At 63.6% G+C, this 23071-nt stretch carries 17 protein-coding genes; 2 read left to right on the plus strand and 15 right to left on the minus strand.

Annotated elements, in window-relative coordinates; translation table 11 throughout:
* Positions 1 to 13: 13 nt before the first annotated feature.
* A complete protein-coding gene (locus tag IE116_RS02695; protein ID WP_189609525.1) occupies positions 14 to 547 on the minus strand; it encodes an aromatic-ring-hydroxylating dioxygenase subunit beta in 534 nt (177 codons plus the stop codon).
* A gap of 100 nt (positions 548 to 647) precedes the next feature.
* Here IE116_RS02695 and IE116_RS02700 point away from each other — a divergent pair, with 100 nt between their 5' ends.
* The gene (locus IE116_RS02700; protein WP_189609526.1) at positions 648 to 1568 is read left to right on the plus strand and encodes a LysR family transcriptional regulator; all 921 of its coding nucleotides are present in this window, start codon (positions 648 to 650) and stop codon (positions 1566 to 1568) included.
* A 42-nt stretch (positions 1569 to 1610) separates the two neighbouring features.
* Here the strand turns inward: IE116_RS02700 and IE116_RS02705 are convergent, their stop codons facing one another.
* From IE116_RS02705 to cyoA, 10 genes are all read right to left on the minus strand, one after another.
* Positions 1611 to 4316 carry an ATP-binding cassette domain-containing protein gene (locus tag IE116_RS02705; protein ID WP_229828345.1) on the minus strand — a complete coding sequence of 902 codons (2706 nt, stop codon included), beginning with the start codon at positions 4314 to 4316 and terminating at the stop codon, positions 1611 to 1613.
* A gap of 323 nt (positions 4317 to 4639) precedes the next feature.
* Complete coding sequence (locus IE116_RS02710) at positions 4640 to 5377, minus strand: FadR/GntR family transcriptional regulator (protein ID WP_189609528.1); 738 nt, start codon at positions 5375 to 5377, stop codon at positions 4640 to 4642.
* 97 nt (positions 5378 to 5474) lie between these two features.
* Positions 5475 to 6623: a bifunctional DNA-binding transcriptional regulator/O6-methylguanine-DNA methyltransferase Ada gene (gene ada / locus IE116_RS02715; protein ID WP_189609530.1), complete on the minus strand. Its 1149-nt coding sequence runs from the start codon at positions 6621 to 6623 to the stop codon at positions 5475 to 5477.
* Positions 6624 to 6717: 94 nt separating this feature from the next.
* Positions 6718 to 7284 (minus strand): response regulator transcription factor, encoded by a 567-nt coding sequence (locus IE116_RS02720; protein WP_189609532.1) that lies wholly within the window; start codon positions 7282 to 7284, stop codon positions 6718 to 6720.
* Positions 7274 to 8632, minus strand: a complete 1359-nt coding sequence (locus IE116_RS02725) for an ATP-binding protein (RefSeq protein ID WP_189609533.1) — start codon at positions 8630 to 8632, stop codon at positions 7274 to 7276. The genes IE116_RS02720 and IE116_RS02725 overlap by 11 nt, the downstream gene beginning before the upstream one ends.
* Positions 8613 to 9485: an SURF1 family protein gene (locus IE116_RS02730; protein ID WP_373302931.1), complete on the minus strand. Its 873-nt coding sequence runs from the start codon at positions 9483 to 9485 to the stop codon at positions 8613 to 8615. Before IE116_RS02730 ends, IE116_RS02725 begins: the two co-directional genes overlap by 20 nt.
* 2 nt (positions 9486 to 9487) lie before the next feature.
* Positions 9488 to 9922 carry a cytochrome o ubiquinol oxidase subunit IV gene (cyoD, locus tag IE116_RS02735; RefSeq protein ID WP_229827969.1) on the minus strand — a complete coding sequence of 145 codons (435 nt, stop codon included), beginning with the start codon at positions 9920 to 9922 and terminating at the stop codon, positions 9488 to 9490.
* Positions 9919 to 10560: a cytochrome o ubiquinol oxidase subunit III gene (gene cyoC / locus IE116_RS02740; protein ID WP_189609534.1), complete on the minus strand. Its 642-nt coding sequence runs from the start codon at positions 10558 to 10560 to the stop codon at positions 9919 to 9921. Before cyoC ends, cyoD begins: the two co-directional genes overlap by 4 nt.
* The gene (gene cyoB, locus IE116_RS02745; protein ID WP_189609535.1) at positions 10553 to 12556 is read right to left on the minus strand and encodes a cytochrome o ubiquinol oxidase subunit I; all 2004 of its coding nucleotides are present in this window, start codon (positions 12554 to 12556) and stop codon (positions 10553 to 10555) included. The genes cyoC and cyoB overlap by 8 nt, the downstream gene beginning before the upstream one ends.
* 51 nt (positions 12557 to 12607) lie before the next feature.
* The gene (cyoA, locus tag IE116_RS02750; RefSeq protein ID WP_189609536.1) at positions 12608 to 13675 is read right to left on the minus strand and encodes a ubiquinol oxidase subunit II; all 1068 of its coding nucleotides are present in this window, start codon (positions 13673 to 13675) and stop codon (positions 12608 to 12610) included.
* A 169-nt stretch (positions 13676 to 13844) separates the two neighbouring features.
* Here cyoA and IE116_RS02755 point away from each other — a divergent pair, with 169 nt between their 5' ends.
* Complete coding sequence (locus IE116_RS02755) at positions 13845 to 15191, plus strand: MFS transporter (protein WP_189609538.1); 1347 nt, start codon at positions 13845 to 13847, stop codon at positions 15189 to 15191.
* A gap of 84 nt (positions 15192 to 15275) precedes the next feature.
* Here the strand turns inward: IE116_RS02755 and IE116_RS02760 are convergent, their stop codons facing one another.
* From IE116_RS02760 to IE116_RS02775, 4 genes are all read right to left on the minus strand, one after another.
* Positions 15276 to 19805 (minus strand): DEAD/DEAH box helicase, encoded by a 4530-nt coding sequence (locus IE116_RS02760; protein WP_189609540.1) that lies wholly within the window; start codon positions 19803 to 19805, stop codon positions 15276 to 15278.
* 50 nt (positions 19806 to 19855) lie between these two features.
* Positions 19856 to 20893, minus strand: coding sequence for an HNH endonuclease (locus IE116_RS02765; RefSeq protein ID WP_189609543.1), 1038 nt, complete (start codon positions 20891 to 20893; stop codon positions 19856 to 19858).
* Positions 20894 to 21164: 271 nt separating this feature from the next.
* Positions 21165 to 22025 carry an isocitrate lyase/PEP mutase family protein gene (locus IE116_RS02770; RefSeq protein ID WP_189609545.1) on the minus strand — a complete coding sequence of 287 codons (861 nt, stop codon included), beginning with the start codon at positions 22023 to 22025 and terminating at the stop codon, positions 21165 to 21167.
* 57 nt (positions 22026 to 22082) lie between these two features.
* Complete coding sequence (locus tag IE116_RS02775) at positions 22083 to 23054, minus strand: Bug family tripartite tricarboxylate transporter substrate binding protein (protein WP_189609547.1); 972 nt, start codon at positions 23052 to 23054, stop codon at positions 22083 to 22085.
* Positions 23055 to 23071 lie beyond the last annotated feature (17 nt).

Here is a 23071-nt window from a genome sequence, read left to right on the forward strand (position 1 = left end):
GGGGCCTGGCGCGTCAGACGCAGTAGAAGTCCAGCACGGTCGGGACGTTGTCGTTGATCAGCACAATCTTTTTGCGGGCGATACGCAATGCGCCATCGACCTCGGCCAGCAGGTGCTCGTATCGGCACGCCATGGCTTTCAAGCCATCGCGGCGCAGGTCGTAGATCTGCGTCACGCAGTTCGATTGCACGCGCCAGCGGGACGCGCTCTCGCCGGCAGCCGCGCCCGCTTCAGGGGCGTCGACAGCCGGTGTGACGATGACGTTGCTGATGCAATGCAAGGTGCGCGGCAGGGGCATCGAGGCAATCGACTTGGTACCGCTCGCCCGTTTGACGCGTTCTTCAAGGCGGCCGCGTCCGGCCGCGTACATGAAGGACACCTCGGTGGCGGGATCTTCGGTCGTCGCATGGTCGTCTTTCCAGCTGGGGATCCAGTACACGGCGTCGTCGGCGTACAGGGCAAGCCAGTCCTGCCAGCGCTGCTCGTCGAGGCAGAGCGCCTCGGCATAGACAAACGCCGCGGCGGCATCGGTAGAAAGTTCGGTCATCGGCATACGGCCCAACCACGTCAATCGGATGCGTGGAATTAGACGAGCCGCCGTGCGACAAGTAAAGTCACACTATCTTATGGATTTACAAGTGACGGTTATGAATGTCTCTGCGCGGCAGTTGCGCTGTTTTCTGACCCTTGCCCGGCTGCGCAGCTTTACCCGTGCGGCTGAGCAACTGCACATTACACAGGCAGGATTGAGCGCCATGATGCGAGATCTGGAAACGCAGTTTGGATGCCGCCTGTTCGATCGCACCACGCGGGTCGTGGCCCTGACGCCAGAGGGCGCGCAACTGGTGCCGAGCGCGGAACGGATGCTTGCCGAACTCAACTATGCGGCCCTGCGGATGGGAAACACGGCGGCGGCAGCGCGGCGCCAGTTGTCGGTTGCCGTATCACCGGTGGTCGCATCCAGCTTCTTTCCCGAAGCGTGCGAAGACTTTGCGAGCCGATACCCGGATGTCACGGTCAAGCTCCATGACGTCAACAAGGAGCAGATGCCCGCCATGCTCGAAAGCGGAGAGGTGGACGTTGGCTTCGGTTCCTTCCTGAACCCGGCCGCCGGCATCGATCGCGTTGCGCTGTTCAACTGCCATCTGTTGTGCGTGGCCCAGCCGGGCCGCATGACCCTGACGCATCGCGCGGGTGATGCCTTGCCGCGTACCCGCTGGAAGCAGTTGCCGGACCTGCCCATTCTTGCGGCGCCTGCCACCGATACAACGCAGATATTGATCGATGCGCAACTGGCGCAGATCGGCCGCGCCCATGAGGAACGGCCGACCTATCACAGCATGCAGCTGATCATCGCCATGGCGGCGCGTGGATTCGGGATCGGTATCGTGCCTTCGTTCGCGTTGCCCGTCGCATTGCGGTTCGGCGTCGAAGTCGCGCGTTTGCAGGCGCCCCTGGTCGACCTGGCTTTCTACCGCATCGTGCGCAAGGGTCGTGAACTGCCGCCGACCATCGAACCCTTCGTGCAGTCGGTGGTCAAGACAGCAAAGACGATGTGCGCCTTGTAGCTGCGCGCCGGCCGGTTCCTGCAGGTCGACAGGTTGAAGACGTCAACTGATGGGGTCGTCGGACAGATAAGGGCTGGGCGGCGTGGTCCGCAGGATTTCCTCGATCATGCGTTCGAGCGGCGCGGGCTTGGTCAGGCTGGCCTTGAAGCCCGCCACCAGCGCGCGTTCGTGGTGGTCGGCGTCGGCAAAACCCGTCATTGCGATGGCCTGCATGCGTTTTTCGCGCGCCACCCCTTGCGCTGTTTCGCGTTCACGGATCTCGCGCAGCACGTCGTAACCGTCCCCATCCTCATCGAGCATGATGTCGCAAAGCAGGGTGGTGGGCCACCGGGAGTGCGGTCGCGCGTCCAGGAAATCGAGCGCCTCGCGTGCCGACGCGGCAAGATGCACCTCGGCCCCGAAGTCACCCAGCAGCAGTTCCAGGGCGTCTCTCGACTCTTCTTCGTCGTCGACGATCAGCAGCGAACAGCCGAGCAAGGGCTCGCGGTTGGCGGCGGTCGGCGCGGTCGCGGGCGACGCGGCGTTGTCCGAGTCGGTGTCCGTGCCGGCGGCCGTTGCGATGTCGACATGGGGCGGCTCCATCACCGGCCGCAGGGGCAGCACGGCGGCGTAGGCGGCGCGTCCGTCGATCTGCATCAAGGTCAGGCTGCCACCAAAGGCGGCCAGGGTGGCCTGCGCATCATCGGCGGCCTTGGCGGACAGCCGCGGCAGTTTGTTGCCCGAGCCGACAATGCTCAACAGCGCCTTGTTGTCTTGCCGCTCCAGCCGCAGTTCGACCCGGTCACCCGGCGACGCCTGCATGATCTCGCTGCGCGCAAGGGTCGCGATGGCATCGCGCAGGTCGGCGCGGTTCGCGGTCGTGCCCAGATCGGGATCCGTGACGACGGTGTGCAGATCCACATTCCGGTCGGCCAGCTGCTCTTGCAGCACTTGCGCGACGCCTTGCGTCAACTCGTTCAGCGCCACCGCTTCGCCCGACAGCTTGCGCTGGGTGTGCTCCAGTTCGCCTTGCTGACGTTGCAGCGTCCACATCTGCGTGTACACGCCGCCCTGCCCAATCAGTTCGTCATGCGTGCCTTGTTCCACCACGCGGCCATGTTCCATGACCAGAATCCAGTCCGCATCCACGACCGTGGACAAGCGATGTGCGATCACGATCGACGTGCGGCCGTGGGCCAGGCGATGCAGTTCGTTCTGGATCGCGCGTTCTGATCGGGTGTCCAGCGCCGATGTGGCTTCGTCGAATACGATCACGCGGGGGTCTTTCAGGATGGCGCGCGCAATGGCGATACGTTGCCGCTCGCCCCCCGACAGCCGCACGCCCCGTTCGCCCACGCGGGTGTCGTAGTGATCCGGAAGGCGTTCGATAAATTCGTCGAGTTGCGCCGCGCGCGCAGCTCGCACGACGTCGGCCCGCGTGGCTGACGGCGTGCCGTAGGCAATGTTGTAGGCGATGGTGTCGTTGAACAGGATGGTGTCCTGCGGCACGATGCCAATGGCCTGGCGCAGGCTGCGCTGCGTGACGTCCCGCAGGTCCTGGCCGTCGATGCTGACACTGCCGCTGGTCGGCTCGTACAGGCGGAACAGCAACTTCACCAGGGTGGACTTGCCGGATCCGCTGCCCCCCACGACTGCAATCGTCTTGCCGGAATACGCGCGGAAGCTGACGTCGTGCAGGATAGGGCGAGTCGGCTCATAACCGAAATGCACATGGTCGAAAACGATATCGCCGGTGGCGGCCCGCAGGGGCTCGGCATCGGCTTGATCGACGTCTTCGCCGGGCTTGCCCTCGGCGCGCAGTATCGCAAACATGCGCTCCACATTGACGACGGCATCGTTGGTCTCGCGGAACACGAAGCCCAGTGTGTTCAAGGGCATGCACACCTGCAGGATATAGGCGTTGACCAGCACCAGGTCACCCACAGTCATGCGTCCCGCCGCCACATGCTGCACCGCCAGCAGCATGACCGCGGTGATGCCGGCCGCGATGATCGCGCTCTGGCCGATATGCAGGGTCGTCAGGGCGCGCTGATTGCGCTGCCGCGCGTCGACCCATTTTTCCAGCACCTGGTTCAGGCGCGCCGTCTCCGTGTCCTCGGACGCAAAATATTTGACGGTGTCGTGGTTAAGCAGGCTGTCGACGATACGGCTATCGGATTGTGATTCAAGACCGTTGACCTCCCGCTGCACCAGCATGCGGCGGCGGGTGAAGATGTTGGTCCACGCCGCGTAACTGACAAAGGTCGCAAAGATTGCCGCGATGAACCCCATGGTGTAGTTGCTGGCCATGATCAGCACGATGCTGCCGATCTCGACCAAGGCCGGCAGGATGGTGAACAGCGCCACGCCCAGCAGGAACGCAATGCCGTCCGAGCCTTTCTGCACATCGCGCACAATGGCGCCCGTTTCGCGCTTTGCATGAAACCGCGCGCCAAGCGCATGCAGGCGCGCAAACGTGCGGGACGTGAACGCCGCAACGGTGCGCTGCGTCACGATGCTGAAGACCATGTCGCGTGCTTCGCTCAACGCATCCGACAGAAAGCGCAGCAGCGCATACGCCAGCACCAGGAACACCGGGAACAGCGCCAGTTGGGCCGGGTGCGCCAGATCATCGATGACGTTGCGCAGGACCAGGGGCACCGACACACCGGCCAGCTTGGCGGCGACCATCAGCGCGGTGGCAGTCAAGGTCTGGAATCGGAACTTCCAGATGGCCGCCCACAAGTCGCGCATCAGTTCGCGGTTCATGCTGGCGCGCAGGATCGGGCTGGGATGCTGGGAGCCGCCTGGCGCAGGTGCGCCCTGGGGCGCGTCGGGCGGAAGGTCGCCGCCCTGTCCACCGCCGGCGGCTGTGCCGCCCATGGGGCCGGGCGTGATGCCGGCGAGGTCCGAGCCGGGCGAAGAGGATTCAGGTTGGGAAGCGCTACTCATCGGTAAGCCATCGGACGCCTCGCGAGCGAAAGAAAGTATGCGTCGCAGCGCGGTCTATCGGCGTGCGGCTACCGACGCGCCGCGCTGCTCGGCACTTGCCAGCAAGCTTTGCGCCTGACTCTTCCTTTGATCTACTGCGCCTATCGCGAGGCGCGTTCCAGACCCGCCGACCGCAGTCGTGCTTCGGTGTTCACGACATGAATGCGAGCAAACTGGCGGGCCATATCAGGATCGCCTTTTTCGATCGCGGCAAAGACCTTGGCATGTTCCTTCTGCGCTTGCGCACCGCGGCCCGATACTTTGGAAGAGCGACGGCGCGAGACTTCAACGTTCTTGTGCAGCAGCACGGCCATGAAGTCGAAGAACATGATGTAGTTGTCGTTGCGTGTCGCGCGCGCGATCGCACGGTGAAAGCCCAGGTCGGCCTCGACGCCCAGTGCAACGTCGCCCGTGTCGATGGCTTCGGCCATGGCGTCGAGCGCGGCGCGCATGTCGATCAGATCGGTGTCGGTGCGGCGTTCCGCGGCCAGCGCGGCGGCTTCGATTTCCACGCCGCGGCGCAGTTCCACGATGCCCAGGATCTGCGCCGTATCATGCTGCCCGGCAGCCTGGATACGCAGCACCGACAAGGGTGTGTTCGCAATGACCTGAAGACCGCGGCCTTGCTTGCTGGAGACGATGCCTTCGGACTTCAGGCGGGAGACGGCTTCGCGCAGCACGGTGCGCGACACACCGAACCGGTCGGCAATGGCCTGCTCGGGCGGCAGCACGTCGCCGATCTGATATTGCCCACCGGTGATCTCGTCCATCAACCGCTGCGCGATGCGGTCGGTCAGATTGGGCTCGCTGCGTGGGTGGACGTCGGGTGCCGTGGCCATGGGTTATCTCCTTTGTAGGATAATAACATCGGGGCCGACGGCAAATTGATGACAGCGCGTGGTTACCGGGGCCCTCGACAGGCCCAGAATGACGGCGCTATTTCTTGCCTTCCAGCCGCACGGATGTGTCAGGCAGTACGTCCTTCCGCAGCGATTCCGTGCGCAGCAATTCTCGCTTCCGCTCCACGCCCCACCGGTACCCGGCAAGGTCGCCGCCGATCCGGACCACCCGGTGGCATGGGATGGCAACCGCCAGCCGGTTCGCGCCGCAAGCCTGCGCCACCGCACGCACTGACGAGGGTGACCCGATACGCGCGGCAAGCTCGGTATAGCTGATCGTCGTGCCAGCCGGAATGTCGCGCAGCGCGCGCCACACCCGTTCCTGGAAGGCGGTTCCTTGCACGTCCAGCGGCAGGTGCAGACCCAGGCCGGGCGCGTCCACCAGACCGACCACTTGCGCCACCCACAGCTCGAACGACGGGTCAGCGCCGATCAGCCTGGCTTTCGGAAACTGGTCCTGCAGATCTCGCAGCAAAGCGTCCGGGTCGTCTCCAAGCAGGATGGCGCAGATCCCACGCGGACTGCCCGCGACCAGCACGGCGCCAAGGGTGGTCTGGCCAATCGCAAAGTGGATGTCGGTGTCGACGCCGCCCGCACGGAACGCCTGGGGACGCATTCCCAACCTGCCATCCGATTCCTGATAGAAGCGGCTGTGCGAATTGAAGCCGGCATCGTAGATGGCTTGCGTCACTGTTGGCGCGTCTGCCAGTTGACCGCGCATGCGTTGCGCACGAAAGGCCGTTGCGTAGGCCTTGGGCGTCAGGCCGGTTTCCTGTTTGAACAGGCGATGCAGATGGAAGCTACTGATGCCGGCCTGGGCGGCCAGGTCCGCAAGGGCAGGGGACGTGTCGGATTGTTCGATGGCGCGGCACGTCTGCGCCACCAATTGCGATCGCCGTTCTGCCGCCTGCGTGCCATCGGCGACGGCGCGGCGGCTGGGCCGGTAGCCAGCGGCTTCGGCGGCGTCGGGTGTGTCGAAGAATTCGACGTTGTCACGGCGGGGAATACGCGCCGACGAACTTGGCCGGCCATAGATGCCGGTGGTGCGGACGGCAACGACAAAGAAGGCGTCGGCCGCGCGATCGCGTGTCATGACGGCATGCCACCGCGACGCGTCACTGGCGTAGCGGCAGGCCGCCGCTGCATCGCCGGTATCACACGGATCGGACAAGAGAACGGAAGTCATGGCAGGTCACCGAAAGGTCGATGCACGCACTGTAGAACCGACAGCAGCTTGGGCACAGCACGTTTCTTGCGGTCGAATTCACCGGGCGGCCCAGCTACTTGACCTGCTGCTTCCCCAACTTGCGGGCCAGCGTGCGCCGATGCATCCCGAGCCTGCGTGCCGTCTCGGAGATATTGAAGCCCGTCTCGGCCAGGGTCTCGTGGATCTTTTCCCATTCCAGCGTCTTGATCGACGTGGTCCGGCCGGTCAGTTCGACTTCGATATTGCCTTCGGCGCGTTCGAACGCCGCTTCGATATCATCGGTATTCGACGGCTTGGCCAGGTAATGGCAGGCGCCAAGCTTGATGGCTTCCACTGCCGTCGCAATGCTGGCAAAGCCTGTCAGCACCACGATCAACATCTCCGGATCATGCGCATGCAGGGCCTGCACACAGGCCAGGCCCGATGCTTCGCCCTTGAGTTTCAGGTCGACGACGGCATAGCCCGGCGAGTGATCCGGCAGCAGCGCAATGACCTCTTCCAGACTGGCGGCATGCAGCACGGTGTAGTCGCGGCGCTCGAACGACCGCCCCAGCGTGCGAGCGAATGCGGCATCGTCTTCGACGATCAGCAGGATGCGGTCGCTGATGGCGGTATCGGGTGCGTCGTCGTCAATCGGCATCGATGCCTTCTTCCTCTTCGTCCAGCGTAATGGCCGCAAGCGGCAGGGTCACGGTCACGAACGCACCGCCTTCGGCGCGGTTGCCGGCGTCCACACTGCCGCCCAGCGTGCGGGCGACGTTCACCACGAGAAACAGTCCCAGGCCACCGCCTGGCCGGCCCTTGGTCGACTGGTAAGGCGTCCCAAGCCGCTGCAGGATGCCGGGGGCGAACCCCGGGCCGCGATCCGTCACGGTCAGGCGCAGAGTGTCTTCGTCGCGCGTGGCTTCCAGGCCCACCCAGGTTGGCGAAGCTTCCAGTGCATTATCCAGCACATTGCAAACCATCTGTTTGATGGCCGAGTCCGACACGATCCGAAGGTCGCCGCCAAATCGGTTGCGATAGTCCACGGATGATACCGACCGCGTCACCTTCCACTCATCCACAAGATCGTCCAGGAAGGTCCGCATCGTGGTCTCGGAAGGCGAATCCCCGCGCGCTTCGCCAGCCGACAACAGGATTCCGCTGACGATGGACTTGCAGCGCAAGACCTGGGCCTGCATTTCTTCGATCTCTTGCAACATGTCGGGCTCGGAGGTGAATGAGGGCAGGTGCGCCCAGTCACCCAGAATTACGGACAGCGTCGCCAGCGGGGTGCCCAGCTCATGCGCCGCACCCGATGCAAGCAGACCCATCCGCACGATGTGTTCTTCTTCGGCCGCGCGCTGGCGCAGGTCCGCCAGCCGCGCATCGCGCGCGCGCAGGTTGGCGCTGATGCGGCTGATGAACACCACGAGCAGGGCGGCGTTGAGCGCAAAGCACAGCAGCATTCCCTGGATGTACGGGCTCCACAGGCCGCGATCGTGGTCCAGCGGCAGGGCCAGCGGCCGGCCGAACAGCGCCAGGCCTGCGAAGCACGCGCCGGTGATCGCCACGATGGTCCAGGTCGACCAGGCCTCGAGCAACACGGCGGCAAGGGTGACCTGCAGCAGATACAGGAACACAAACGGATTGGTCGCCCCGCCGCTCAGGTACAGCTGGCCGGTCAGCATGGCCACATCGACCAGCACAGCCACCAGCAGTTCGGCATTGGTGACTTCGGGGTGTGTGCGCAAACGCAGCACACTGACGGCATTGAACAGCACCAGCCCGCCCAGCAGCCACAACATGGGTTTGAGCGGCAGCGGAATCTCGAAGCCGAAATGGACGACGAGGATGGTGGCGAACTGACCGAGCGCGGCAATCCAGCGCAGCTCGATCAGCTGCTGCATGTTCTTGCGTCCGGTGGTGTCGTTCATGCCGCGGCGGGTGGCGGCGGGCGGCTGCGGGCTGTGCAGCAGAGTGACTGTGTCAGTCGGAAAGTGGGGCATCTTCGCGTTCTCCGTTCGCGCGAAGTGTAAGCGGTTCCTGTTGCTGGCGCAGGCGACGCTCGTCGCGCGCCACGTACCAGGCCGCGAAGATCACCATCAGCATGAGGCCATACCAGGTCAGGGCATAGACCAGGTGGCTGTTCGGAAAATGGATGACGGTCAGTCCCGCGACGGGCCAGGACCGCTCGCCGTTGGGACCCGGCGGCGTGGCCGCGGCGTCGATGAAGTAGGGCGCCACGTTGGCCAGGCCGCGTGCCGCCGCAATGGCCTGGACGTCGCGCGAGAACCAGCGGTCATTGGCAGGATCGTTGTCCCGCAGGAAGCCGCCCTTGGGCTCGGTGATGCGCAGCAGGCCGGTCACGGCCACGTCACCCGAAGGCTCCGCGCCCCGTGTGGTGCGGTCGCGCCGTTCGGGCGATACGAAGCCGCGATTGATGAGCACGGTCGTGCCATCGTCCCGCAGCAGCGGCGTCATTACCCAGAAACCGCTGCCGACCTCGGTCACGGCCTGGACGAAACTTTCGCTATCGTGCTTGAACTGGCCGCGGACCTCGACATGCCGGTATTCGTCATCCGCCTTGTTGACGTCGGGCCAGCGGTCCTTGCCGGGTGCGGCAACGGCCGGCGCATGCACCCGCTGGTCCACACGTTCGATCAGGTCCAGCTTCCACGCGCGACGATAAACCTGCCAGGTGCCAAGCGCGGCAAAGCCGCCAGCAAGCAGCGCGGCAAGTAGGGACAGGGTGACAAGGAAGGTAAAGGATCGCGCGCGCCGCCGGGCGGGGCCCGACGGGGCGGCGGATGCCGGCCCAGGAGTCGGGCTGGCAGAGGGCGTGTGCTGCGGGTCGGTCAAGATCAGGGCATGTTGTTCATGTCGTGCAGCATGTTCGGCATCATGTTGGTGTTCAAGTGGAACATCACCCAGATGGAACCTGCCAGGGTAATCACGACAAGGACAATAGTGAAGATCAGCGCCAGCATCGTCCACCCGCCTTCGGAGCGGGCGTTCATGTGCAGGAAGTAGACCATGTGAACCACGATCTGCACGGCGGCGAAACCCAGGATGACCAGGGCGGTCGTGCCCGAATCCTGGAATTGCCCGGTCATCACGATCCAGAACGGGATCACCGTCAGGATCACGGCCAGCACGAAACCGGTCATGTATTCCCGGAAGGTGCCGTGGCTCGCGCCATCGCCGTGATCGTGATCGTGGTCGTCGTGACCGTGGTGGCCATCATCATGACCATGCGCGTGGCCGTGCGCATGCAGGGTATTGGTGTCCGCGCTCACGGCAGCACTCCCATCAGATAGACAAAGGTGAACACGCCGATCCAGACCACGTCCAGAAAGTGCCAGAACATCGACAGGCAGGCCAGGCGACGACGGTTTTCGGCGATCAGGCCATGACGCTTGACCTGGACCATCAGCGTGACCAGCCAGATGATGCCGAACGAGACGTGCAGGCCGTGCGTGCCCACCAGGGTGAAGAACGACGACAGGAACGCGCTGCGCTGGGGCGTCGCGCCTTCGTGGATAAGGTGCGCGAATTCATACAGCTCGAGGCCGATGAAGACCGCGCCCAGCAGGCCGGTCAGCGCCAGCCAGCCCAGCACTGCGTTGATGCGCTTGCGGCGCATCTCGATCATGGCAAAGCCGTAGGTGATCGACGACAGCAGCAGCATGGAGGTGTTGATCGCCACCAGCGGCAGGTCGAACAGATCGGCGCCCGACGGGCCGGCCGCGTAACTGCGACCCAGCACGCCGTGCACGGCGAACAGACACGCAAAGATCAGGCAGTCGCTCATCAGGTAGAGCCAGAAGCCCAACCCGGTGGCGTTTTCGACGTGGTGCTCGCCTGGCACGTAGAACCGCAGGTTATCCGGCGAGCTTGCGTCGCCGGTCGCAGGGATAGCGTGTGAATTAGACATATTGGGCCAGCAGTCGGGTACGTTCCGTCTCGACGCGCAGGACGTCTTCGGCGGGGATGTAATAGTCGCGCTTGTAGTTGAAGGTGTGGACGATCGTCACGATCAGCAGGGCGGCAAACGAGATGCCGGCCAGCAGCCACATATGCCAGATCAACGCAAAGCCCAGCACCGTCGAGATACCCGCGAGGATGATGCCCGCGCCGGTGTTCTTCGGCATGTGGATCGCCATGAAGCCTTCCGCAGGGCGCTTGTAGTTGCGCTGCTTCATCTGCCACCAGGCGTCGCCTTCGTGAATTTCCGGGGTAAACGCGAAGTTGTAGGCAGGCGGGGGAGACGACGTCGCCCACTCCAGCGTACGGCCATCCCACGGGTCACCCGTGTGATCGCGCAGCGCTTCGCGGTTGCGGTAGCTGACGACCAGCTGGATCAGGAAGCTGGCAATGCCCAGTGCGATCAGCACGGCGCCCACGGCAGCGATCTGGAACCAGATCTGCAGCGACGGATCCGTGAAGTGGCTCATGCGACGGGTCACGCCCATGAAGCCCAGCACGTACAGCGGTGCGAAAGCGACCCAGAATCCGATCAGCCAGAACCAGAACGAGCACTTGCCCCAGAACGGATCGAGCTTGTAGCCGAAGGCCTTCGGGTACCAGTAGTTGATACCTGCCATCAGGCCGAACAGCACGCCGCCGATGATCACGTTGTGGAAGTGGGCGATCAGGAACAGCGAGTTGTGCAGCACGAAGTCAGCCGGAGGAACGGCCAGCATCACGCCGGTCATGCCGCCGATCACGAACGTGACCATGAAACCTATCGTCCAGAGCATCGGCACTTCGAACTTGATGCGGCCACGGTACATCGTGAACAGCCAGTTGAAGATCTTCGCCCCGGTAGGGATGGAGATGATCATGGTTGTGATCCCGAAGAACGAGTTCACGCTTGCACCCGACCCCATCGTGAAGAAGTGGTGCAGCCAGACCAGGTAGGACAACACGGTAATAACGACGGTTGCGTACACCATCGACGCGTACCCGAACAGGCGTTTGCGGCTGAAGGTCGACACGACTTCCGAGAACACGCCGAACAGCGGCAGGATCAGGATGTACACCTCGGGGTGGCCCCAGATCCAGATCAGGTTCACGTACATCATCGAGTTGCCGCCGAAGTCGTTCGTGAAGAAGTTGAATCCGGCGTAACGGTCGAGCGAGAGCAGGGCCAGCACGGCGGTCAGCACCGGGAAGGCAGCAACGATCAGCACGTTGGTGCACAGGGCGGTCCACGTGAAGATCGGCATCTTCATCAGGCCCATGCCCGGCGCGCGCATCTTGACGATGGTCGCCAGCAGGTTGACGCCTGATAACAATGTTCCGACCCCCGCGATCTGCAAGGCCCAGATGTAGTAATCCACCCCCACGTCCGGACTTTGCGCAATGCCGGACAGCGGCGGATACGCCAGCCAGCCGGTACGGGCGAATTCACCGACGAACAGCGATGCCATCAGCAGCACGGCGCCGCTGGTGGTCATCCAGAAGCTGAAGTTGTTCAGGAACGGGAAGGCCACGTCGCGGGCGCCGATCTGCAGCGGCACCACGAAGTTCATCAGGCCCGTCACCAGCGGCATCGCCACGAAGAAGATCATGATGACGCCGTGCGCCGTGAAGATCTGGTCGTAGTGGTGCGGCGGCAGGAAGCCGGCGTTGTCGCCGAAGGCGATCGCCTGCTGGGCCCGCATCATGAGCGCGTCGGCAAAGCCGCGGAGCAGCATGATGATGCCCAGGATCATGTACATGATCCCGATCTTTTTGTGATCGATGCTGGTGAACCACTCTTTCCAGAGGTAAGTCCAGAGCTTGAAGTAGAACAGCACGCCCACGAGCGCCAGGCCGCCCAGCAGCACAGCTGCGAAGGTGACCAGCAGGATGGGCTCGTGGAAGGGGATCGCCTCCCACGAGAGGCGGCCGAGTAATAGCTTGGTGAGATCGAGTTGTTCAGACATCTTGGGTACCGATGCGGAAAGCGCGGGAGAAAATTACAGAGAGACGATCGGTCACAGGGGCACGCTCGCGTTCGCGGAGCCCGAGAGGTCGGTCGGGGTGCACATGGCGCCGACATACGTCTTGGCCTTGCTGTCGTCGATACCCAGGCGCTTGCGCGACGCGGTGTCGAGCTTGGCGACGTTGTACGCACCGGCCATCCCGAGGCCGCCACGCTGGTCAACGGCCATCATGTCTTTCATGCACATGCGGTTGGCTTCGACGCAACGGTTCAGGATCGCGTCGTAAAGGCCAGGCGCCACGGTGGCGAAATACTTGACCGGGTCCCGTTCGCTGGGCTGCTCGAGCTTCAGGTACGCGTCGCGGGTCAGTTCGCCGGCGGTGTCCGCCTTGGCCTTGGCCACCCAGGCGTCGAAGTCACCTTCGCTGACGCCATGGAAGCGGAAACGCATGCCCGAGAAGCCGGCGCCGCTGAAGTTGGCCGAGAAACCTTCGAAGTCGCCGGGCTCGTTGATCACGGCGTGCAGCTTCGTTTCCATGCCTGGCATCGCGTAGATCTGGCCGGCCAGGGCAGGGATGAAGAACGAGTTCATCACGGTCGACGACGTGATCTTGAACATGATGGGCCGATCGACCGGCGCCGCCATTTCGTTGATCGTGGCAATGCCTTGTTCCGGGTAGAGGAACAACCACTTCCAGTCCAGGGCCACCACTTCGACGATCAGCGGCTTGACGTTCGCCGGCAATTCGCGCGTGGCGCTGACCCGATCCAGCGGTCGATACGGATCCAGCTTGTGCGTGCTGACCCAGGTCAGCGCGCCGAGCGCGATGATGATGAGCAGCGGGGCGGCCCAGATCAACAGCTCGAGCAGGGTGGAGTGATCCCAGTCCGGCTCATACGTCGCTTCCTTGTTGGACGCGCGGTACCGCCACGCGAACAACAATGTCAGCACGATGACAGGTACGATAATGATCAGCATCAACACCGTTGAATAGATGATCAGATCGCGTTGCTGGGCGGCGATGTCGCCGGAGGGGGAGAGCAGTACCGCGTTGCAGCCCGCCAACATGGCGACGGCGGGGAGCAAGAGCAGTCCGCGAAATTTCTTGAGGGTGGGCATTGCCGGATTGACGAAAACGTACCTTGGGAAAGGATGCAAAATGTACGCTTACCTGCGCGTGGCCGGAATTGGACATTTTGTCCTATGGCGGCCCAGGGCAGACAATGCGATCCTACGGCCGTTCGCGCATTATTGGCGCAATCTCATTCCGAATCACTGAGCAAGCACGATGTCCAGCACCACTCATGAGCACCACGCAGAGCCGCACTCCTCACAACTGGAGAACGACGCCCGGCTGGTCACCACCAGCCACTCCAAGGTCGCCCCTGGTGAGATCGCCATCGGCGTGATCATCGGGCGGGCGTCTGAATATTTCGACTTCTTTGTATTTGGCATCGCTTGCGTGCTGGTGTTCCCGACGGTGTTCTTCCCATTCGAAGAACGCCTTGAAGGCACGCTGTACTCGTTCGTGATCTTCTCGTTCGCATTCGTGGCCCGTCCGATCGGCACCGCGCTGTTCATGGCGATCCAGCGGCGATGGGGGCGAAGCGCCAAACTGACGGCCGCCCTGTTCCTGCTGGGCACCGCCACCTGCGGCATGGCCTTCCTGCCGGGGTATGCCTCGCTGGGCAGCGCCTCGATCATCCTGCTCGCGATCTTCCGTGTGATGCAGGGCGTGGCGTTCGGTGGTTCGTGGGACGGCCTGCCGTCGCTGCTGGCCTTGAACGCGCCGCGCGATCGTCGCGGCTGGTATTCGATGCTCGGTCAGCTGGGCGCCCCGATCGGCTTCATGATCGCCAGCGCGTTGTTCCTGTACTTGTATGCCGAACTGTCGCTGGGCGACTTCCTTGACTTCGGATGGCGTTATCCCTTCTTCGTGGCCTTCGCGATCAACGTCGTGGCGCTGTTTGCCCGTCTGCGCCTGGTCCTGACGCAGGAATACACGCAGCTGATGGAAGAAGGCGAACTCGAGCCGGTTCCAGTTATCGAACTGGTGCAGGCGCAGGGTTACAACCTCTTCATTGGCGCGTTCGCCGCCCTGGCCAGCTATGCGCTGTTCCACCTGGTGACCGTGTTCCCGCTGTCGTGGATTTCGCTGCGGTCGTCGCAATCGATTACCGACGTGTTGTTCGTGCAGGTCATCGGCGCGTTTGTCGGCATTGGGGCAACGATTGCCTCGGGCCTGATCGCCGACCGGATCGGCCGCCGCACCACGCTGGGTATCCTGGCCGTGCTCATCGGTATCTTTGCCGTGTTTGCACCGTGGCTGATCGATGGCAGTCCGCTGGCGCAAGACGCGTTCATCCTGATCGGCTTTGCGTTGCTGGGTGTGTCGTATGGCCAGTCATCGGGTACGGTGACCGCCAACTTCCTGCCACGCTTCCGTTACACGGGTGCGGCACTGACGTCCGACTTTGCATGGCTCATCGGCGCAGCGTTCGCACCGCTGGTGGCACTGGGCCTGTCGGCCAACTACGGTCTGGTCTATCTGAGCGCCTATCTGCTGTCCGGCGCGGCCTGCACGCTGCTGGCCCTGCGGATCAACAAGAATTTCGAAGCGCGCGACTGGTCGTAAGACGTCACGCAGTTTTGAAAGGCGGGTGAAAGCCGGCCGGTTCCGTAACAGGACCGGCCGGCTTTTTGTTTGCGCCCCCGGTTTTTACCGGCGGGACTGCAGCGCGGCTTCGATGGCCGGGCGGTCGCCTGCGGATACGGATTCCATCATGGTGACGTCACCGCCGATCAGTGTTGCCACGGGCAGGCCGTCCCTGAACACCAGGCGGTTGGCTGCCAGGGACGGGACCTTGTCCCCGGGCAGGACGGTGCCGACCAGGTTGACCGGGTCGGTGGCCGACACGGCGACCAGCGTGCCGTCCAGCGGGCGCTTGCGTATGCTTCGTAGCAGCGGGATGGCCTCGGGCAGCGCAAATTGTTCGCCCGAAAGGCCGCCCACGAAGCGTCCGCCACGTATCTCGCCGCGGGCCTCCATCCGGTGCAAGACCTGCAACAGATCCCGCCAGGGCGGCAGCCAGTCCGGCTCGCGCTCCAGGATGCGCCAGAAAACGACCCCATAGCGGCGAAGCAGCACCTGGGCGATGTGTTCCAGGGTGGCGTTGTCGGTACGGGGGCGGCGGGGTGCGGAACCCTGCCCGACGTCGTGTTGCGCCGCTTGGTCCGGTCTTGGCTTGCGTAACGCCGCCCATCGGCCCGCCTCGTCCATGGTGGCGGGGCGAAAACCGCCTCTCCCGCGCCGTTTTCCAGGACTGATGCGCTGCGTGGCCGGCAGCAGCAAGGCGCGCAGGCCGGCGAAGCTGTCGGCGTTGACGAGGCCGGCGGATACCAGTTCGCCCAGTGCGTTTTCCAGTTCGGTCGGCAACAGGCGGGCTTCGGTGACCAGTTCGTCGAAGAACATGGCCCCGTATTGCACCAGCGCCGCATGGACCTTGCCGGCTCTCGGGGACACCTCGGGCTCGCCAGCCAGGGTGGGCAAAGACGTCCACGTGCCCAGGTGACGCCGCGGGAGCAGCACGATCGGCGTGCCGCGCACCGGACCCCCGGTCGCTCGCGACTGCCCGGCCAGGCGCGTCCAGACCACCTTTCCAGCGCGGCACAGGTCGTCGAGCCATGAGGGGGAATAGTCGGTGACACGGGCAGGCAGCAACTGGCCTTCCCAGGCGGCGGCTGCCGCGTCGTAGCCTTCCAGCTGTGCGACGGCTTCAGACACCGCTTCCGGGCCTTGCAGACGCGTGTCGGGTGTCAGATGCTGCCATTCCATCAGGAAACGCATGAAGTCCTGGCGCTCGACGGGCTCGATGTCGCGGCGCAGTCGGCGGATGGTGTAGCGGTGGATGCGGGCCAACAGGTGGCGGTCGCACCATTCTTCGGCCGACGCGCTGGGGGTGAACCGGCCGCGGAGGACCGCGCCCTGGGCTTCCAGCCGGGCCAATGCTGCGTTGACGGTGTGAAGATCCAGGGAGAGCGGGGTGGCAAGGGCGTCGGGCGTCACAGGGCCAATGCCGGACAGGCGGGCGCGGATGATCTCGGTGACGGCGGCTTCCGGGGTATGTTCGTCGAAGACCTCGTTGTTCTTTGCCCCAGGGCTGTTGCCGTGAGGGTAGACCAGCCGGAACTGGGGAAGGCGTTCAAGCGGCACCCAGAGGGCCGCGCTGGAAGGAGAGGCTTCAGCAGCCGGACCGGGCTCAACAAGCAAGGCGCGGCCGCTGGCAGCCAGCGCGTGAAGCCAGGGCGTCCAGCCCTCATCGCAACCTGACGTCGCTTCGATCGGAAGCCTGGACGCCGGCAGCGCTGTCCGGTCGTCACGGTCCACCGCGCCGCTGCCCCGCCGGGCTTCATCTTGCGTCATGCACCCCAACGCCATCAACGCTTCATGCATTTCGTCGGCGTTGCGCACCTGGGGCCACGCTTCGGCCAGGACATCGGCAATGGCCTGCGCGTCCAGCGCGCCCAGGTCATCCGGCGACGACGGGTCGGTCCAGCGGCGGTTGCGGACGGCCTGGGTGCGGCGTTCCTCGAGCGGCGCGTCATCCAGGAAGGCGTAGGGGTGGGCGTTCAGGATTTCCATGGCAAGCGGAGATGGCGCGGGCAGATCGCGGGCCATCAGCCGCACCTGGCCTTGCTCGATCCGCCGCAGCAGCGTCAGCCAGACCTCGCTGTCCATCGCGTCATGCAGGCAATCGTCCAGCGTCTGGTCCACCAACGGGTGGCTAGGGATTTCCCGCTCACCCACGACGTTTTCCAGGCAGGCCGCCTGGTCCGGAAACACGGACGTCAGCAGGTCGTCGCTGCGCATCCGCTGCAAGGGCGGCGCGACCTTGCGGCCGCCGGTAAAGCGCGGCAAGGCCAACGCCGTTGTCGCGTTCCAGCGCCACCGCACGTTGAACAGCGGTGCGTCCAGCAGCGCCTGGATCAGGACGTGTTCGGCGCTATCGCTGCGCAGGTAGCGCCAGACCTCGTCCAGCGCAAAGCTGTGCTGCGTCGACAAGGACAGCACGATGGCGTCTTCGGTCGCGGCTGCCTGCAGCTCAAAATTGAACGTGCGGCAAAGACGCTTTCGCAGCGCCAGTCCCCAGGCGCGGTTGACCCGGCTGCCGAAGGGGGAGTGGATGACCAGTTGCATGCCGCCGCTTTCGTCGAAAAACCGCTCCATGACCAGGGTGTCCTGGCTGGGGAGGGCGCCCAGTGCGGACCGGGCGCGGGCCAGGTAGTCAACGATTTGTGTCGCGGCAGCCTGGGAAACGCCCACCTCGCCGACCAGCATGTCGATTGCGGCATCCAGGTTTGGCGCCGACACAGGCTCATTTGCTGCTTCGGTTGCTGCGTCGTCGCCTGCTTGGTGTGCTGATTCGGGTGCCGCTTCCTGCCCCGCCCGATCTGTCCGGTTGTTCGAAAGTCCCAATGACCGGTCAATCGCAGCCAGCAAGCGGCCCACACCCATCGACAATTCGTCGCTGCGCCCCGGCGCTTCGCCCAGCCAGAACGGGATGTTCGGCGCTGCGCCGTGTGCGTCTTCGACCCGGACCTTGCCGCTCTCGACCTTGACGATCCGGTACGACGTGTTTCCCAACTGGAAGACATCTCCGGCCAGGCTTTCGACCGCGAAGTCCTCGTTGACCGTACCGATGGAAAGTCCCTGCGGTTCCAGGAGCACGGCAAAATCGGCGTTGTCCGGAATGGTCCCGCCCGAGGTGACGGCCGTCAGCTTTCCGCCCCGTCGCGCACGCACCGTTCCAGCAACGGAATCGCGATGCAAGTAGGCGCCGCGAACACCATTGCTGCCGGCGTACCCCTCTGCCAGCATGCGAATCACCGCGTCGAAGCTGGGACGCGGTAGCTGCGCATACGGCGCCGCGCGGCGGACCGTGTCGTACAGGTCGGACTCCGCCCATTCCCGTGACGCGACCTCGGCCACGATCTGCTGCGCCAGCACGTCCAGCGGTGCCTGCGGAATCCGCAGGGTATCGAGTTCGCCACGCCGCACACAATCGAGCAAGGCCGTGCACTCGATCAGGTCATCCCGCGACGTTGGAAACAGCCGGCCCTTGGGTGTGCCACCCACATGGTGACCCGACCTTCCGACGCGCTGCAGGAAGGCTGCGATGCTGCGCGGCGAACCGACCTGGCAGACCAGGTCGACATCGCCGATATCGATGCCCAGTTCCAGCGAAGCCGTCGCGATCAGCACCCTGAGTTCGCCACGTTTGAGCCGTTGCTCCGCATCCAGGCGCGTTTCCTTCGCCAGACTGCCGTGGTGCGCCGCCACCAGTTCCGGCCCCAGGCGGTCCGCCAGATGCCGCGCCGTCCGCTCGGCCATGCGCCGCGTGTTCACGAACAGCAGCGTCGTGCGGTGCAGGATGGCCAGTTCGGCCATCCGGTCGTAGACACGCTCCCAGACGTCGTTGGCCATGACCGCTTCCAGCGGCACCGGCGGCAGTTCCAGCGCCAGGTCCCGCGGCCGGCCATGCCCGATATCCACCACAGCGCACGGGCGGTCCGCGCCGACCAGGAAGCGCGCCACGGCATCCAGCGGCTTCTGTGTGGCCGACAGGCCGATGCGCACCGGCGGCGCGGCGCACAGCGCGTCGAGACGTTCCAGACTCAACGCCAGGTGGCTACCCCGCTTGCTGCCCGCCACCGCGTGGATTTCATCAACGATCACCGTCCGCGTCGTCTTCAACATGCCCCGGCCGCTGTCGGAGCCGAGCAGCACGTACAGGGACTCCGGCGTCGTCACCAGAATATGCGGCGCCCGCTTGCGCATGGCCGTGCGTTCCTGCTGGGTGGTATCCCCTGTGCGGACGGCGGTGCGGATGCCGGGGGCCGGCAGCCCGAGCCTGGTCAGTGCATCCGTAATGCCTTGGAGCGGGCGTTCCAGGTTGATGCGGATGTCGTTGGACAGGGCTTTAAGCGGGGAGATGTAGACGACGGTGGTTTCGTCGGGAAGCGCGCCGTTGTGCTTGATGGCCTCGCGGACCAGAGTATCCAGCGCGGCCAGGAAGGCGGTCAGCGTCTTGCCAGAGCCGGTGGGGGCGGCGATCAGGGTCGATTGGCCGGATTGAATCAGCGGCCAGGCTTGCTGCTGCGCAGGGGTGGGTTCGGTGAATGCGGAACTGAACCACGCGGTGACGGCGGGGTGGAAACTCTCTGACAAGCTGAAAGGGCGGACGCGCATCGGATGCAGATGGAGGCGGTGCGCAGTTTGTCAAGGTAACGCGGCCTTTCCTAGTTACAACGCGGCTGGGCGACGAACGCTGACCGTGCCGTTTCATTTTGCTGAAACCGTTCCATGTGGACCTGCAAATACGGGACCAGTTCGGCGTCAACCTTTGTTAGCCGCATGTTCGGATCCAAGCCTAACCTGCGAATATTTGCTAAACCTATTGAACGAGACAAAAGGATTTTTCCCGTTGGCTCGAAGCTGATTAAATGCCGGTCAAACAACTTGTCTAGATTCGGCGTCAACAAAAGTCCGTTATGTGGGTCGATTCGGGCTTCATTGCTGGCGTCACGCCAAGGTATGACATGCGAGGCAACAAGTGCACTTAGCATGTCGCACTTCGTGACCGCACAACGTTTCCATCTGGCTATCACCCCGTCTCTAAATTTCCCTTGCCCTAGTCGAGCTAGGATGATGGCAGCGCGCGTGGTTTCCGGCAAACCTAGAAAATCAAGATCTGACTCCAGCGCTTTAAGCGCCACCTCCGAATTTGATAAACGATCTTCGTCATCTTCGGCAAGTTCTGTAGCACGGGTCAAGCGGTTCAGTGCTGGCGGTTGCAGCAGGGGCTCGATAGGGCATGCATCAAGCATGCGTATTAGATATAGCTGCCCGAGTTCGAGTTTCCGTTTCCATGAGCGTTCTTTGCCTGTCCAGGTGATTTCCAGTCGCAAAAACAGATCATCAAGCAAATCCAGCTCAGTGAGACGGTTATAAAACTTTCCAATCCGACCAAGGCCTTCAGCTGCGTTCGCGAGGAGACCGAGACTTTCAGCAGTTGCCGAATCCATTGTCTCATCTACTCGCCAAATCCCGACAAGTAAGCCATGTCCAGGTCGGTCTCCGTAAAATCCGACGACGTGGCTTCCTATGGGATAGGCATGGTCTTGTACAGACTGATACAGGGAAAAGGCTTCCGTACCGAAATAAAGGGGCATGTCCCGGTATTCTTTGGAGGTATGGCGCATAAGCCTTACCCCGTCGCTGATCTTGATTCCCCTGCTTTGCAGCAAACTAATAACATCGCCATACTCAAGAGACATTCTGCACGCCCGAAGTTCATTTGTGACGCGGCATTTTATATGACGTGCAGGCGAAAGTAACCAGTTAAAAGGCGTTGTTTTTAAGGGTCCGAAAAATCGCAACGCTGGTCCGTTAGCGGACCCTAATCATGTTGTATTAATGCTCGAAAGCAAAAGAAGTTCAAACGGCTTATGTTCGAAGGGTCGGCATTTATAGCTGCCACTGGATTAGAATTAACCTGGGTCGTGAATGTTGTCAGCGCTGCAACCATGAATGTCTATTAGCTCGGTTTTAATCGCCAGTCGTAGCCCGCTCAACATCAATCAGGTCCTGTAATCGGCTCGTTGCATGGGCTGCTTTCATCTGCCTGCCCACCTCGCCCGGCGCCATGTAGGGGTTGGGCGTGTCGTTGGCCAGGCATTCGTACGATTCCTTGACCGCCTTGTACATGGCAGCAAAGGCGGAACCTGACGACGCGGCGAGGCGGTAGCCGAGCCCGGCCAGGTCGGTGCGTGACAGGGCAAATGTGGAAAAGCCATCACCGGGCGCAAAGATCATGAGCGGCGCGGGCAGGCGTTCGCCCAGGTAGCGCATCTGCTCGGGGTCGCGGGTGTGGACGAAGAGCATGTCGGCGCCGGCTTTGTGGAAGGCTTCGGCGCGGCGCAGGGCGTCATCCATGCCCCCTCCGCGGATGGCATTGGTGCGAGCGATGATGAGGGTGTCGGGATTCTTACGAGCGGCGGCGAGTTCGCGGATTTTCTGGACCATCAGGTCGGAGTCGATGAGGCGTTCCACGCCAAGATGGTGGTGCACGCGGCGGGGCAGGTATTGGTCTTCGACTTCCAGGGCGGCGTAGCCGGCGGCCTCCGACAGGGCCATGGTGCGGTGCATGTGCACCGGGTCGCCCCAGCCGCCGCCTGCGTCGAGCACTAAAGGAATATCGCAGGCGGACCGGATGTCCAGGCCGAGCTGCGCCATTTCATGCAGGCTCAGGTTTGCCTCGGTCACGCATTTCAACCAGCCCAGTGACCCCCCGCTGACGTAGGCGGCGTGAAAGCCGGCGTCTTGCGCCAGGCGGGCCATCATGGGGTTCAGGGCGACGGGAGCAACGATCAGGTCGGTGCCGCCTATCCATTGTTTGAGCGTGTTCAAGTTTGTCTCCGTGATCGGTTTCGTCGATGGCGACGGGGTTTTGACTGACCGCCCACGTCATTCCACCGTGATGCCGCTGGTCTTGATGACCTCGGCCCACTTGCGCGTTTCCTGCTGCATGTAGCGTGCAAACTCCTTGGCGTCGCCCTTGAAGGGTTCGATGCCTTGCGCCGCCAGTTGGTCGCGAACGTCCTGGCTGTCGGTGGCGGCGTCGAGCGCGCCGGACAGTTTCTGCACGACGGGCTGCGGCGTGCCGGCGGGCGCGACAAGACCGAACCAGATGCGCGTTTCGTAGTCCTTGACGCCAGCCTCGGCCACCGTGGGCAGGTCGGGCAACAGCCTGGACCGGGCAAGGCCGGTGGTGGCCAGCGCGGTCAATTTGTTTTCCTTGACGAAGGCCAGCACGGTGGGCGCGGGTGCGAACATGACAGGCACCGATCCGGCGAGCAGGTCGGTGATGACCTGGTTGCTCCCTTTGTACGGAACATGGGTCATTTTGGCGCCGGTGGTCATGCCGAACAGTTCGCCCGACAGATGCGACGTGGTGGCAACGCCGGATGAGGCGAAAAAGATCTTGCCCGGCGCACGCTTGGCGGCAGCGATCAGTTCGGGCACCGAGGTGACGCCCAGGCTCGGCGCGACCACCAGGATGCTTGGCACGGTGGCCGCCAGCCCTACTGGAGTGAAGTCCCGGAACATGTCGACCGGCACGTTCTTGAGCAGCGCCGGGTTGACCGAGTTGGAGTTGCCCGCCATGAAGAGCGTGTAGCCGTCGGGCGCGGCGCGCGCGACCTGGGCTGCGGCAATGTTGGTACTGGCGCCGGGTTTGTTCTCGACCACCGTGGGCTGGCCGAGCAGATCACTCATTTTGTTCGCGATGATGCGTGTGGCGACGTCGGTCGCGCTGCCCGGCGGAAAGCCGATGACGATCTTGACAGGGCGATCGGGAAAGGGGGCGTCGGCAGCGTGGCCGACGGCAAGCACGGACGCGGCAAGGCCCGCGGCGATGCCTTGGTAAAGCAGTCTCATGATGCGTGTCTCCTGTG

This window comes from Pigmentiphaga litoralis (genome assembly GCF_014651835.1).
Lineage (GTDB): Bacteria > Pseudomonadota > Gammaproteobacteria > Burkholderiales > Burkholderiaceae_B > Pigmentiphaga > Pigmentiphaga litoralis.